At 60.3% G+C, this 15,087-nt stretch carries 10 protein-coding genes; 8 read left to right on the top strand and 2 right to left on the bottom strand.

The window, feature by feature from the left end:
- Nucleotides 1-549: 549 nt before the first annotated feature.
- Nucleotides 550-1,926 (bottom strand): L-serine ammonia-lyase, encoded by a 1,377-nt coding sequence (locus B7L09_RS19690; RefSeq protein ID WP_094470262.1) that lies wholly within the window; start codon nt 1,924-1,926, stop codon nt 550-552.
- A 435-nt stretch (nt 1,927-2,361) separates the two neighbouring features.
- On the opposite strand from B7L09_RS19690, the gene B7L09_RS19685 reads away from it, so the two are divergent.
- From B7L09_RS19685 to choV, 3 genes are all read left to right on the top strand, one after another.
- Entirely contained in the window at nt 2,362-3,309 is a 948-nt protein-coding gene (locus tag B7L09_RS19685; protein ID WP_094470261.1) for a choline ABC transporter substrate-binding protein, read from the top strand.
- 66 nt (nt 3,310-3,375) lie between these two features.
- Nucleotides 3,376-4,221 (top strand): choline ABC transporter permease subunit, encoded by an 846-nt coding sequence (gene choW, locus B7L09_RS19680; RefSeq protein WP_094470260.1) that lies wholly within the window; start codon nt 3,376-3,378, stop codon nt 4,219-4,221.
- Entirely contained in the window at nt 4,218-5,396 is a 1,179-nt protein-coding gene (gene choV / locus B7L09_RS19675) for a choline ABC transporter ATP-binding protein (protein ID WP_094470259.1), read from the top strand. The genes choW and choV overlap by 4 nt, the downstream gene beginning before the upstream one ends.
- 253 nt (nt 5,397-5,649) lie before the next feature.
- On the opposite strand, the gene B7L09_RS19665 is transcribed toward choV, so the two are convergent.
- Complete coding sequence (locus tag B7L09_RS19665) at nt 5,650-7,599, bottom strand: BCCT family transporter (protein ID WP_255142241.1); 1,950 nt, start codon at nt 7,597-7,599, stop codon at nt 5,650-5,652.
- 378 nt (nt 7,600-7,977) lie between these two features.
- On the opposite strand from B7L09_RS19665, the gene betI reads away from it, so the two are divergent.
- The 5 genes from betI to B7L09_RS19640 all read left to right on the top strand — a co-directional run bounded on the left by betI (nt 7,978) and on the right by B7L09_RS19640 (nt 15,034).
- A complete protein-coding gene (gene betI, locus B7L09_RS19660) occupies nt 7,978-8,571 on the top strand; it encodes a transcriptional regulator BetI (protein ID WP_094470256.1) in 594 nt (197 codons plus the stop codon).
- Nucleotides 8,572-8,680: 109 nt separating this feature from the next.
- On the top strand, nt 8,681-10,153 hold the full coding sequence (gene betB, locus B7L09_RS19655) for a betaine-aldehyde dehydrogenase (protein ID WP_094470255.1): 1,473 nt from the start codon (nt 8,681-8,683) through the stop codon (nt 10,151-10,153).
- Between the two features lie 140 nt (nt 10,154-10,293).
- Nucleotides 10,294-11,997 (top strand): choline dehydrogenase, encoded by a 1,704-nt coding sequence (gene betA / locus B7L09_RS19650; RefSeq protein WP_094470254.1) that lies wholly within the window; start codon nt 10,294-10,296, stop codon nt 11,995-11,997.
- Between the two features lie 257 nt (nt 11,998-12,254).
- Nucleotides 12,255-13,697: a TldD/PmbA family protein gene (locus tag B7L09_RS19645; protein WP_094470253.1), complete on the top strand. Its 1,443-nt coding sequence runs from the start codon at nt 12,255-12,257 to the stop codon at nt 13,695-13,697.
- Nucleotides 13,697-15,034, top strand: coding sequence for a TldD/PmbA family protein (locus B7L09_RS19640; protein ID WP_094470252.1), 1,338 nt, complete (start codon nt 13,697-13,699; stop codon nt 15,032-15,034). Before B7L09_RS19645 ends, B7L09_RS19640 begins: the two co-directional genes overlap by 1 nt.
- Nucleotides 15,035-15,087: the final 53 nt, after the last annotated feature.

The following is a 15,087-nucleotide window of genomic DNA, read 5'->3' as shown; positions in this document are numbered from 1 at the left end:
TNCTCNCGTGGGAGACGGGCTTTGTAATGANAGAGCAATTGCCATGCCTAAAGTTGAATGGTCATTCAATAACTCCTGAAAACGACGTCGCGGCGTGTCTATATAAGCCGTGCCGCGAGTAGGGGTTATAAGTGCCATTAACTGAGTGAGGCGCTCTGCCCCGTTGGGCTTGAGCAAATCGGTAGCACTTGTGGGAACAGGGCTACGGCGACTTGTTGGAGAGTGTCACCGCAAGCACAGGTGACAGGCGGTAATGGCCAGGTTGGATCCCGGATCTCCGGCAAGTGGCTTATCTGTAAGCGACGCGCCAAAACGTGGCGCGTTTGGGATTATGTGTTCACTTAGCGCGCAGTTTTGACTGGTCTGGTGGTTTTTTGCAGGAGCCGGCTTGCTGGCGATCGGATCGACGCGGTTTTTCAGAGTGACCGCGTTATCGTTCATCGNCTTTTGCAGGAGCCGGCTTGCTGGCGATCGGATCGACGCGGTTTTTCAGAGTGACCGCGTTATCGTTCATCGCCAGCAAGCCGGCTCCTACAGAGATTGGTCACCTCAACACTCAACCGCGCTCACCGCCAACCCACCCCGCGAAGTCTCTTTGTATTTGTCGTGCATGTCCGCGCCGGTATCTCGCATGGTGCGGATCACCCGATCCAGCGAGATAAAGTGCTGACCATCCCCGCGCAGCGCCATCTGCGCCGCGTTGATCGCTTTCACCGCCGCAATCGCATTGCGCTCGATGCACGGCACTTGCACCAGCCCGCCCACTGGGTCGCACGTCAGGCCGAGGTTGTGTTCCAGGCCGATTTCGGCGGCATTGCACACCTGCTCCGGCGTGGCNCCCAGGATCTCCGCCAAGCCAGCCGCCGCCATCGCACAGGCTGAACCGACTTCGCCCTGACAACCGACCTCGGCGCCGGAGATCGAAGCGTTCTTCTTGCACAGAATCCCCACCGCCGCAGCACCCAGCAGGTAGTCGACGACGTTGGCTTCCGTTACCTCTTCGCTGAACTTCATAAAGTAGTGCAGCACCGCCGGAATAATCCCCGCCGCACCATTAGTCGGCGCGGTGACCATGCGCCCACCCGCTGCGTTTTCTTCATTGACCGCCAGGGCGAACAGATTGACCCACTCCATGGCGCTCAAGGTCGAGCCAATCACATTCGGCTTGCCCAGCTCCTGCAGGCTGCGGTGCAATTTGGCGGCGCGACGACGCACATTCAGGCCACCGGGCAAGATGCCTTCGTGCTTGAGGCCCTGCTCCACGCAATCCTGCATGGCCCGCCAGAGTTTCATCAGGCCACTGCGGATTTCTTCNTCGCTGCGCCAGACCTTCTCGTTGGCCATCATCAATTCGGCGACGCGCAGGTTGTGCTTCTGGCACAGGCTGAGCAGTTCGACAGCGCTGGAGAAATCGAAAGGCAACACGGTGCGATCCAGATCGACCACGCCGCTGGAAGCCTGTGCTTCATCCACGACAAAACCACCGCCGATGGAATAGTAGGTGTCGCGATGCAGCTCGCCGTCATCACCTTCAGCGACCAGGGTCATGGCGTTGGGGTGAAACGGCAGGTTTTCGTCGATCAGCCGCATGTCGCGGGCCCAGATAAACGGCACCGACAGGCGGCCGTCGAGCAACAGTGTGTGGGTCTCGCGCAGGGTTTCGATACGGATGCCGATTTGCGACGGGTCGATTGCGTCCGGCCACTCGCCCATCAGGCCCATGAGGGTGGCGGTGTCGCTGCCGTGACCGATGCCGGTGGCTGACAGCGACCCATAAAGCTGAACTTCAACGCGCCGCACTTGTTCCAAAAGACCCTGCTCACGCAAACCTTGCACGAACAGCGCGGCGGCCCGCATAGGCCCCACGGTGTGCGAACTGGAAGGGCCGATGCCGATTTTGAACAGGTCGAAAACACTGATAGCCATTACTGCCGAACTCCTGGATGTACCAACTCCAGACGCAAAAGCGCCCAGTGACGGAGCTGCTACGCTCAAGCTGCAATCCGCCGAGATGGCCGCATCATCAGGCTTTTGCCGTGTCGTTCGACGTCTCACACCGACGCACTCATGCTCACCAACGCCGCGGGCGTTTTACGCTGCGTTCTCGCCGTTTTTTTGCGGATCAGGGGGGCAAAGGGGGCTGAAAAAAGCTGTAAACGACGTCACCGACACTGGATGCGACCATCCCTGTACTGGATACGACGCCCCCTGTAGGCGTCAGATTTTCACTGGTACATGATCGTATCGACTCGATTGCAAGGCGCCGTGGTAGAGCTGTCTCCAAAACGCCATCCAACCGCAACCTATAAGTGCGGTGGTCCAGTCGGAACACTGCCAAAAAAAACACCAAGGAGTCCATCCATGAAAGGTTCCCCGTCGTTGTTGTTGGCCGCCATGCTGAGTCTGCCGTTACTGGCTCAAGCTGCAGAACCGGCACAATGTCAGACCGTCAACTTCTCCGATGTCGGCTGGACTGACATTACCGTCACCACCGCCACCACCAGCGNNNTNCTCAAGGGCCTGGGCTACAAGCCACGCACCACGATGATTTCGGTGCCGGTGACCTACAAGTCCCTGGCCGACGGCAAGAACATGGACATCTTCCTCGGCAACTGGATGCCGACCATGGAAAACGACATCAAGCAGTACCGTGATGCCGGCACCGTGGAGACCCTGCGCGCCAACCTCGAAAACGCAAAATACACACTCGCCGTGCCCGAAGAGTTGTATAACAAGGGTCTGAAGGATTTCGCCGACATCGCCAAGTTCAAGAAAGAACTCGACGGCAAGATCTACGGCATCGAACCAGGCAACGACGGTAACCGCCTGATCCAGAGCATGATCGACAAGAACGCCTTCGGCCTGAAAGACGCCGGCTTCAAGGTGGTCGAATCCAGCGAGGCAGGCATGCTCTCGCAAGTCGATCGCGCCCAGCGCCGCAACACCGCCGTGGTGTTCCTGGGCTGGGAACCGCACCCGATGAACACGCGTTTCAAGATGAAGTACCTGACTGGCGGCGACGACTTCTTCGGCCCGAACTTCGGTCAGGCGACCATCTTCACCAACACCCGCAAGGGCTACGCGCAGGAATGCAGCAACGTCGGTCAGTTGCTGAAAAACCTGGTGTTCACCCTCGACATGGAAAGCTCGCTGATGGGTAACGTCCTGGACGACAAAATGAAGCCTGACGCCGCGGCCAAGGCCTGGCTGAAAAAGAATCCACAGGTCCTCGATACCTGGCTCGCTGGCGTGACCACCATTGACGGTAAACCTGGCCTGGAGGCCGTGAAAGCCAAGCTCGCGCAGTAATCGCTTACGCCGGGCGGCTTAGGCCGTCCGGGCTGTTTATTTCCTTGCATGCGGACGTTCACTACCATGCTGATTGATCAGAAAATACCTCTAGGCCAGTACATCGCGGGCTTCGTTGAATGGTTGACGCAACACGGCGCCAACACCTTCGACGCCATCGCATCGACACTGGAAACGATGATCCACGGCGTGACGTTCGCGCTGACCTGGTTCAACCCGCTGGCATTGATCGGCCTCATCGCACTACTGGCTCACTTCATTCAACGAAAGTGGGGGCTGACCGTTTTCGTCATTGCCTCCTTCCTGCTGATCCTGAACCTCGGGTACTGGCAGGAAACCATGGAAACCCTCGCGCAGGTGCTGTTCGCCACCCTGGTCTGCGTGGTCATCGGTGTGCCGCTGGGCATTGTTGCCGCGCACAAACCGCTGTTCTACACCATGATGCGGCCGGTACTCGATCTGATGCAGACCGTGCCGACCTTCGTCTACCTCATCCCTACCCTGACCCTCTTCGGGCTGGGTGTGGTGCCCGGTCTGATTTCCACGGTGGTGTTCGCGATTGCCGCGCCTATCCGCCTGACTTACCTGGGTATCCGCGATGTGCCACAAGAGTTGATGGACGCCGGTAAAGCCTTTGGCTGCTCGCGCCGTCAGTTNCTCGCACGCATCGAACTGCCCCACGCCATGCCGAGCATTGCCGCCGGCATTACCCAATGCATCATGCTGTCGTTGTCGATGGTGGTGATCGCGGCCCTGGTGGGCGCCGACGGCCTCGGCAAGCCGGTGGTCAACGCACTGAACACCGCCGACATTGCCCTGGGCTTTGAAGCCGGCCTGGCAATCGTATTGCTGGCCATCATGCTCGACCGCATCTGCAAACAACCCGACGCCAAAGTAGGGGGTGACGCATGAGCATTATTCGCTTCGAAGACGTCGACGTAATCTTTTCCAAAGATCCACGTGAGGCGCTCAAGCTCCTCGACCAAGGCATGCACCGCAACGAGATCCTGAAAAAAACCGGGCAGATTGTCGGCGTTGAAAAAGCCAGCCTGGACATTGAGAAAGGCGAGATCTGCGTGCTGATGGGCCTGTCGGGCTCAGGCAAGTCGAGCTTGCTGCGCTGCATCAACGGCCTCAACACCGTGAGCCGCGGCAAGCTGTTTGTCGAACATGAAGGCCGCCAGATCGACATCGCTTCGTGCACACCTGCCGAGCTCAAAATGATGCGCACCAAGCGCATCGCCATGGTGTTCCAGAAGTTCGCCCTGATGCCTTGGCTGACGGTGCGCGAGAACATCAGCTTCGGTCTGGAAATGCAGGGCCGCCCCGAGAAGGAACGGCGCAAGCTGGTGGATGACAAGCTGGAACTGGTGGGCCTGGCCCAATGGCGCAACAAGAAGCCTGACGAGTTGTCCGGCGGCATGCAGCANCGCGTGGGCCTGGCCCGTGCACTGGCGATGGACGCCGACATTCTGCTGATGGACGAACCGTTCTCGGCGCTCGACCCGCTGATCCGCCAAGGCCTGCAGGACGAATTACTGGAACTGCAAAGCAAGCTGAGCAAAACCATTGTGTTCGTGAGCCACGACCTCGATGAAGCCCTGAAGCTCGGCAGCCGTATCGCAATCATGAAAGACGGCAAGATCATCCAGTACAGCGTGCCGGAAGAGATCGTGCTGAACCCGGCGGACGACTATGTGCGCACCTTCGTCGCCCATACCAACCCGCTGAACGTACTGTGCGGTCGCAGCCTGATGCGCACCCTGGACAACTGCAAACGCATCAACGGTTCGGTGTGTTTGGACCCGGGCGGCGATTCGTGGCTGGACCTGGCCGAAGGCAACACCATCAAAGGTGCCCGCCAGAACGGCGCGAGCCTGGACCTGCAGAACTGGATTCCAGGGCAAGCGGTCGAAGGCCTGGGTCGTCGGCCAACGCTGGTGGACTCGAATATCGGCATGCGCGATGCGTTGCAGATTCGTTACCACACCGGGAACAAGCTGGTGTTGCACAACAACAACCAGGTGGTGGGGATCTTGGGGGACAGCGAGCTGTATCACGCACTGCTCGGCAAGAACCTGGGTTAAGGCAGCAGACACAAAAACGCCGCGAGAGGATCGCGGCGTTTTTGTTAGTGCGGATATTTGGCTGTAAACACGGACCACTGTGGCGAGGGGGCTTGCCCCCGTTGGGTCGCGCAGCGGCCCCAAATCCAGACAGTGCGATCTTACAGATGGACCGCGCTGGTCGGGTTTACGACTGCTTCGCAGCCGAACGGGGGCAAGCTCCCTCGCCACAGTGGATCTGCGGTGCATTCACTGCACCGCATCACCTCAACATTTAGCTATAGACACGGCCAAGGAGCTGCCGATGGCTTTCAAACTGATCGAGCACGTCCCGGGTGATTTGTTCCTGGGCAAAGCCCATCAGGTCGTATTCCTGGCTGCCGTTGTGCAGGTACACCTCGGCGCGGTAATAGCGCGCACGCGGTTCGTCAGCGCTTTCGGCCGAGACCGTTTCGCTCGCCGCCGCGAGATAGCCATCCAGGCTCACTTCGTAGACAAAAGGGTTGCCCTCCTCCATCTCGATGCGCACACCAATGCAGCGCTTGGACTTGCCCAGCAACGTTTGCACTTCCAGGCCTTGACCGCGCAGTTGCACCGCCGCCTCTTCCAGCGCCGGGCTGACTTGCTTGTCCATGAAACGCTGAACGATCGACTGATTCGGCTGCAGGTCCAGCTGCGTCAAACGCTCGCTGAAACCACGACGACCGCGCGCCGCCAGCTCCGCTTGCTCCTGTTCGATCTGCACGTCCTGGCGCATCGCCTTGTGCANACCGAACATAAACAAAATCAGCACCACCGAGAACGGCAGCCCCGCCAGCACGACCATGGTCTGCATGGCTTCGAAGTTGCCGGCAAACAGCAGGCCGATGGTCACCAGCGTAATCACCGCCGACCAGAAAATCCGCAGCCAGTGCGGCGCATCTTCATCCACATTGCCGCCTTTGCAGGAAAGGTTGGCCATCATCACCGCGCCGGAGTCCGCCGGGGTCAGGAACAGCACAAAACCGACGAAGATCGACACGCCGATCACAATCTTCGATGCCGGGTAATGCTCAAGCAGTTGATAGATCGCCATCGACGGCTGTTCGAGCGCCGTCTTCCCGAGCTCCACCGCCCCATGGTTCATCACCAGGTCCAGGGCAGAGTTACCGAAGATCGACAGCCACGCCAGGGTGAAGCCCAGCGGGATCAGCAGCACGCCGGCCACCAGTTCACGCACCGTGCGACCACGGGAAATACGCGCGATGAACATGCCCACGAATGGCGCCCAGGAAATCCACCAGGCCCAGTAGAACAGGGTCCACAGGCCCATCCAGCGNTCGGNTTTGTCACTGTCGCCTTCGTAGACGTAGAGGTCGAAAGTCTTCAGGACCACGCCGTTCAAATAGTCACCAACGTTCTGCACGAAGCCGTTGAGCAAATGCAGGGTCGGGCCGAACAGCAGCACAAAAATCAGCAAACCACTGAACAGTACGATGTTGAGGTTGGACAGGCGGCGAATGCCGTTTTCCACACCCGACACGGCAGCGATGGTCGCCACGGTGCTCATCACAATAATCACGATCAGCAGGTTGGTGTTGCTGTGCGCCATGCCGAACAGGTTTTCCAACCCGGACGACACTTGCATCGCACCAATCCCCAGGTTCGTCACCAGGCCCAACAGGGTCACGAACATACCAAAACCGTCCACCGCGTGGCCGGCTGCGCCCTTCACCCAGCGCTCGCCCACCAGCGGGTACAGCGCCGAACGCAAGGCCAGCGGCTGGTTATGACGGTAGGCGAAATACGCCACGGCCAGGCCGACCAAGGCGTAGATCGCCCAGCCATGCAGGCCCCAATGCAGGAATGTCAGCTGCACAGCCTGACGCGCGGCCATATTGCTGGCGGCAACGCCTTCCGGCGGATTGAAGTAGTGGTCCAACGGCTCCGAGGCGCCGAAGTACAGCAGCGAGATGCCGATACCCGACGAGAACAACATGCCGGCCCAGGCGCCGTAGCTGAAGTCCGGGGTGTCATCCTTGCTGCCCAGTTTCAATTTGCCGTAGGACGAAAACGCCAGGCCGACCACAAACACCAGGTAAGCGGCGATGACCACCATGTAGTACCAGCCGAAGCTTTTCGAAAGCCAGGCTTGCGCTACGCCAAGCATGCGCCCGGCCTCCTGCGGGGCGATGATCAGAATGGCGGTCAACAACAGAATCAGCGCGGTGGAGGTGTAGAACACCCAACCGTTGACCCGTACCTTTTCCGGCGGGGTCTTTATAAGAGAGGCAGAACTCATGGCGCAGATGCTCCAGGCAGTGCGAGAGAGAAACACAAGGCAACGGTTACCCGACCATTCGGTTAGTTGGCAGCCGACCAGCGGGTGATATAAAGACAGCCCGAAAAAAGCCCGAACCCCCTGAACGCCTGAGCGTGTGGGTTTCGAGCATTTTCAGACGTCGTTTTTCCGCCAACTACGCGTAGGAAAAACCTGTAGGCAGCGACGAATTGTCGCAGATCTTATTCTTTGTTGATTGAACGTTCAATCAAAACAAAATAGACTGGCCTTCAAGCCGACGGACGTTTATCGCCCACCGGCAGGCCTAAGGAGAGGTGCTACATGCCCAAGGTCGGTATGCAACCCATACGCCGCCAGCAGTTGATCGAAGCCACCTTGCNGGCGGTCGATCAGGTCGGAATGGGGGACGCCAGCATTGCGCTGATCGCCCGTTTGGCCGGNGTCTCGAACGGCATCATCAGTCACTACTTTCAGGACAAGAACGGCCTGATCGCTGCCACGGCGCAGTATCTGATGAGTGTCCTGAGCGAGAACGTCACCGCGCGCCGTCAGGCGCTGGAGGACAGCAGCCCGCGGGCGCACCTCCAGGTGATCATCGANGGCAACTTCGACGCCAGCCAAGTCAACGGACCGGCAATGAAAACCTGGCTGGCCTTCTGGGCCACCAGCATGCATCACCCGTCATTGCACAGGTTGCAGCGGATCAACGATCAACGTCTGTATTCCAACCTGTGCTGCCAGTTCCGCCGTGTATTGCCGCTCGATGACGCGCGCAGTGCCGCCCGGGGCCTGGCAGCCCTCATTGACGGTTTGTGGTTGCGCGGCGCGCTGTCGGGAGANGCTTTCGACACGGAGCAGGCGCAACGGATCGCTTACGAATACATGGATTTCCAATTGGCCAAGCAGGTGAGTTAGAGCACACATAAACGCTCAACCCCTGAACGGCTACTGATCGGTGTTGCCACACCTATATGGCTTCACCGCAGTGGTCAACGCCAACCACTTATGCACTTGCGAGGACTTTATGGCCCGTTTCGAACTGCAAAAACTCTACATTGACGGCGGCTACAGCGACGCTGGCAGCGATGCCACCTTCGAAGCCATCAACCCGGCTAACGGTGAAGTTCTCGCCCAAGTGCAACGTGCTACCAAAGACGACGTTGAACGTGCCGTGGTCAGCGCTGAAAAAGGCCAGAAAATCTGGGCCGCCATGACCGCCATGGAGCGTTCGCGCATCCTGCGCCGTGCCGTCGACATCCTGCGCGAGCGCAACGATGAGCTGGCAGCCCTGGAAACCCTGGACACCGGTAAAGCCTTCTCCGAAACCCAATACGTCGACATCGTCACCGGCGCTGACGTGCTGGAATACTACGCAGGCCTGGTGCCGGCCATCGAAGGCGAGCAGATCCCGCTGCGCGACACCTCCTTCGTCTATACCCGCCGCGAGCCGCTGGGCGTGGTCGCCGGTATCGGCGCGTGGAACTACCCGATCCAGATCGCCCTGTGGAAATCCGCACCGGCCCTGGCCGCGGGTAACGCGATGATCTTCAAGCCAAGCGAAGTCACCTCGCTGACCACCCTGAAACTGGCCGAGATCTACACCGAAGCCGGCGTTCCTGCAGGCGTGTTCAACGTGTTGACCGGCAGCGGCCGTGAAGTCGGCACCTGGCTGACCGAGCACCCACGCATCGAGAAGGTCTCGTTCACCGGCGGCACCGACACCGGCAAAAAAGTCATGGCCAGCGCTTCCGCCTCGTCGCTCAAAGACGTGACCATGGAACTGGGCGGCAAATCCCCGCTGATCATCTTCGACGACGCCGACCTTGATCGCGCGGCCGACATCGCGATGATGGCCAACTTCTACAGCTCCGGTCAGGTCTGCACCAACGGCACTCGCGTATTCGTGCCCAAGCACCTGCAAGCAGCCTTCGAAGCCAAGATCGCTGAGCGTGTGGCGCGCATTCGCGTCGGCAACCCGCAAGACGAGAACACCAACTTCGGCCCGCTGGTCAGCTTCGCCCACATGGAAAGCGTGCTCGGCTACATCGCCAAAGGTAAGGAAGAAGGCGCCCGCGTACTGTGCGGCGGCGACCGTCTGACCGCTGGCGAATTCGCCAAAGGCGCCTTCGTGGCTCCGACCGTGTTCACCGACTGCACCGACGAAATGACCATCGTCCGTGAAGAAATCTTCGGCCCGGTGATGAGCATTCTCACTTACGAGACCGAAGAAGAAGTGATCCGCCGCGCCAACGATACCGACTTCGGCCTGGCTGCCGGCCTGGTCACCAAAGACCTGAACCGCGCTCACCGCGTGATTCATCAACTGGAAGCCGGTATCTGCTGGATCAACGCCTGGGGCGAGTCCGACGCCAAGATGCCAGTCGGTGGCTACAAGCAGTCGGGTGTTGGCCGTGAGAACGGCATCAGCTCGCTGAACAACTTCACCCGCATCAAATCGGTACAGGTTGAGCTGGGCGACTACGCCTCGGTGTTCTAAACCCGAGCCTTGCGTTGCCTTTGAGGCCGCCATCGGGGGCAAGCCCNCAGGAGTACACATTCCAGTGTGGGAGCCAGCCTGCTGGCGATCGAGTGCGCAGCACTCGCTTGACCTGACCAACTTCAAAGAGGGTGCATTCAATGTCCCAAGAATTCGATTACATCATCATCGGTGCCGGCTCCGCCGGTAACACCCTGGCGACCCGTCTGACCGAAGACGAAGGCGTCACCGTTTTGCTGCTGGAAGCCGGCGGCCCGGACTACCGCCTGGACTTTCGCACGCAAATGCCGGCCGCCCTGGCGTTCCCGCTGCAAGGCCGTCGCTACAACTGGGCCTACGAAACCGATCCAGAGCCACACATGGACGGTCGCCGGATGGAATGCGGGCGCGGCAAGGGCCTGGGTGGCTCTTCCCTGATCAACGGCATGTGCTACATCCGTGGCAACGCCATGGACTACGACAACTGGGCCAAGCTTCCGGGTCTTGAAGACTGGGATTACCTGAACTGCCTGCCGTATTTCCGAAAAGCTGAAACTCGGGACATCGGCCCCAACGACTACCACGGTGGCGACGGTCCGGTCAGCGTGACCACGCCAAAAGCCGGCAACAACCCGCTGTTCCACGCCATGGTTGAAGCAGGCGTACAAGCGGGTTACCCGCGCACCGACGACTTGAACGGCTACCAGCAAGAAGGCTTCGGCCCGATGGACCGTACCGTCACGCCTAAAGGCCGTCGCGCCAGCACCGCACGCGGTTACCTGGACACGGCCAAAAAGCGTTCTACCCTGACCATCGTCACCCACGCCCTCACCGACAAAGTCTTGTTCGAAGGCAAGCGGGCGGTTGGCGTGCGTTACTTGATCGGCGCCGCCGAAGAGCGCGTTGAAGCCCGTGCGCGTAAAGAAGTGCTGCTGTGCTCCGGCGCCATCGCTTCGCCGCAGATTCTGCAACGCTCCGGTGTCGGCCCGGCCGAACTGCTGAACAAGCTCGACATTCCGGTGGTCCATGACCTGCCCGGCGTCGGCGAAAACCTGCAGGATCACCTTGAGCTCTACCTGCAATATGCGTGCACCCAACCGGTGTCGCTGTACCCGTCGCTGCTCTGGTACAACCAACCGGCCATCGGTGCCGAGTGGCTGTTCAACGGCACTGGCATCGGCGCCAGCAACCAGTTCGAAGCGGGCGGTTTTATCCGTACCCGTGAAGAATTCGATTGGCCGAACATCCAGTACCACTTCCTGCCGGTCGCGATTAACTACAACGGCAGCAACGGTGTGAAAGAGCACGGTTTCCAGGCGCACATGGGCTCCATGCGTTCGCCAAGCCGTGGCCGCGTGCACTTGAAGTCGAAGAACCCACGGGACTACCCGAGCATCCTCTTCAACTACATGGCCACCGAGCAGGACTGGCAGGAATTCCGCGACGGCATCCGCCTGACCCGTGAAATCATGCAGCAACCGGCCCTCGACCAATACCGTGGCCGCGAAATCAGCCCGGGTATTGAAGTGCAAACCGATGAGCAGCTCGACACGTTCATCCGCGAGCACGCCGAAACGGCATTCCACCCGTCCTGCTCGTGCAAGATGGGCACCGACGAGATGGCGGTAGTGGACGGCGAAGGCCGTGTGCATGGCATGCAGGGGCTACGTGTGGTCGATGCGTCGATCATGCCGATCATCACCACCGGCAACCTGAACGCGCCGACGATCATGATCGCCGAGAAAATCGCCGACAAGATCCGTGGCCGCAAGCCATTGCCGCGCAGCACTGCCGATTACTACGTAGCAGGCGATGCGCCGGTGCGTGGCAAGCCGTTGCGGGATGTGAGCCTCACCGCTCAGTAAGACCGTTACACCGCGTCACGGCCAATCGCGAGCAAGCTCGCTCCCACAGGTTTTGCNCAATCCCTGTGGGAGCGAGCTTGCTCGCGATGGGGCCTGCGGGAACAACACATCTCTTTCTGACACACCCCGGCAATCCCTTCCTACACCGATCCAAGCTTGATCCTACCCCCCGCGCAGGCCTAATCTAGCGCCACGCAATCGTTTCACCCCCTTCGTAACACCGCTACACCGCCACTCCAGACCAAGGAGGTTCCCGAATGTTCGATTTCCACCCCCAGCTCAAGCAGCGCTTCGCTGCCTTGCGCACGGGCGCTGAATTCTTTTCGCTGCGTTATGTGCGCGAGTCCGGCCAGTACCTGTCGGTCCGCAAGAATGTCGCCGAACCTCCAAGCCTGAGCCGTGACGAAGGCGCGATGCTGACCGTGCGCGTCAACGGCGTCGAAGCCTACGCCGCGACCAACGACTTGTCGCAACAAGGCCTGCAAGCTGCGCTGGAGAAGGCCGAGCAACAAGCCCGCCGACTCAAGCCCCACGCCCTGCTCGACCTGAGCGCACAAGTGGTCTCCAGCGACGTCGCCGACTACCTGTCGCCCGACCTCGACCAGCCCTTCCCGTCCTTAAGCGACTGCTACCAACTGCTCGGCGCCGAGTCCGCATCCGTGCCCAAGGACGAGCGACTGGTGAACTGGCAGGTGAGCATCGGCATCACCCATGTAGAACAGATCTACCTCAACAGTGCCGGTGCCGAACTGCGCCAGGCCCAGCGTTTCGTCTACCCGGGCCTGAGCGTCACCGCCTACGACGGCAACGACAGCCAGACCCGAACCCTGGGCCGCGAGAACTTCGGTCAGCAGGGCGGTTTTGATGTGATCAGTCGCTGTGGCCTGGTCGGCGCCGGTCCGAAAATCGCTGATCAGGCACTGCAATTGCTGCTGGCGCCGAACACCCCGAAAGGCCCGCGNGACCTGCTGCTGATGCCCGACCAAATGATCCTGCAGATCCACGAGTCCATCGGCCACCCGCTGGAACTGGACCGCATCCTGGGCGATGAGCGCAATTACGCCGGCACCAGCTTTGTGAAGGCCGACGACTTCGGCCATCTGCAATACGGTTCGAAACTGCTGAACGTGACCTTCGACCCGGACATTCCCGAGCAACTCGCCAGCTACAGCCATGACGACGACGGCACCCGCGCCANCAAACAGTTCCTGATTANTGAAGGCCTGCTGCTCAAGCCATTGGGCGGCGCGTTGTCGCAATTTCGCTCAGGACTGGGCGGCGTCGCCAACAGCCGCGCCTGCAGCTGGAACCGCGCACCGATCGANCGCATGGCCAACCTGAACATCGAGGCCGGCGATCAACCGCTGGAGCAGATGATCGGCAACATCGAGCACGGCATCTTGATGAGCACCAACCGCTCCTGGTCCATCGACGATGCGCGCAATAAATTCCAGTTCGGCTGCGAGTGGGGCCAGTTGATCGAAAACGGCGAACTCAAGGGCGTGGTGAAGAACCCCAACTACCGCGCCATTTCCGCGCAGTTCTGGCGCAAGCTCAGCGCCGTCGGCGACGCCAGTACCTTCAAGGTCCTGGGCACGCCGAACTGCGGCAAAGGCGAACCCAACCAAGTGATCCGGGTCGGCCATGCCTCGCCGGCCTGCGTGTTCAGCAACGTTGATGTGTTTGGGGGGGATGCCTGATGAGTACTTCAAAAAGTCAGGCCGATGCGTTCAAGGCCTTGGTCAATTGGCTGCGCGATGCGATTCGCGAGCCGGAACAATTCACTCTCAGTTACGCCGCCGAATCCTCGGCCTTCGTGCGCTTCAACCACGCCAAGGTGCGTCAAGCCGGTCAGGTGCAGCAGGCGAGCGTCGGTTTCAAGCTGATCAACGAGGGCCGGCATGCTGACCTGAACATCACGCTGGCCGGTGATCAGGAAGTCGACCTTCAGCGGCTGGCCGAAGGTCTGCAACAGTTGCGCGAAACCTTGCCGCTGCTGCCGCCAGATCCCTACCTGCTGCTCAACCACAACGGTTGGCAGAGCAAGAATGTTCAAGATCACCCGCTGCCGGACACCGAGCAAGTGGTCGCTGAAATCACTCAGGCGGCCGAGGGGCTGGATCTGGTCGGCTTCTACGCCGCCGGGCCGATCAGTCGTGGATTCGCCAGTTCTNCGGGCGCGTTCGGCTGGCATCAGGCCAACAGCTTCAACTTCGATTTCAGCCTGTTTCATGAAAACGGCCAAGCGGTGAAAGCCAGTTACGCCGGGCACGACTGGAACAGCGAAGGGTTTGCCAGGCGCTTTGCGCAGGCGCGCGAGCAGTTGGCGTTTCTCGGCAGACCGCAACACACCCTGGCGCCCGGTCAGTACCGCGCCTATCTGGCGCCGGCAGCCCTGGGAGAAATCATGGACATGCTGGGCTGGGGCGGTTTCTCGGCACAGTCGATTGCCAGCAAAAACAGTCCGCTGCAGAAGCTGTATGCGGGCGACAGTGCATTCAGCCCGTTGGTGTCGGTTGATGAAAAGGTCAGCGGTTCGTTGAGCCCGGCGTTCTCGGGCGAAGGTTATCCGCGCACCGATCTTGGCTTGATCGTCGAAGGCAAGGCCGGCGCGCAGATGGTCAGTTCACGCAGTGCCGCCGAATACGGCCTGACCGCCAACGGCGCCAGCGGCGGTGAAATGCCGAGCGCAGTGAACATGGCCGCCGGTACGCTGCCTGATGCAGAGATTCTCAAGCAACTGGGCACCGGTTTGTATATCAGCAACCTGTGGTACCTGAACTACTCCGACCTGCCGGCCGCACGCCTGACCGGCATGACGCGCTTCGCCACGTTCTGGGTGGAAGACGGCGAGATCAAGGCGCCGGTCAGCACCATGCGCTTTGATGACAGCGTCTACAGCCTGCTCGGTTCNCAGCTGGAAGCGTTGACGGAGGAGCGTGAGTTGTTGCTGTCGGCCAGCACCTACAGCCAGCGGGCCACGGCCTCGGCGTTGTTGCCGGGTGCGCTGATCAGCCGACTGACCTTGACCCTGTAAGTGCATCGCGGGCAAGCCCGCTCCCACAGGTTCNCAATGGACGCTCCGCGTNC

The organism is Pseudomonas mandelii, from assembly GCF_002251635.1.
In the GTDB taxonomy this organism is placed as follows: domain Bacteria; phylum Pseudomonadota; class Gammaproteobacteria; order Pseudomonadales; family Pseudomonadaceae; genus Aquipseudomonas; species Aquipseudomonas mandelii_B.
This window is presented reverse-complemented; position numbering and strand designations above follow the sequence as displayed.

Excerpts from the sequence above, each read along its gene's own strand:
- betB (WP_094470255.1), top strand. The coding sequence starts at position 8,681 with ATGGCCCGTTTCGAACTGCAAAAACTCTACATTGACGGCGGCTACAGC.
- betA (WP_094470254.1), top strand. The coding sequence starts at position 10,294 with ATGTCCCAAGAATTCGATTACATCATCATCGGTGCCGGCTCCGCCGGT.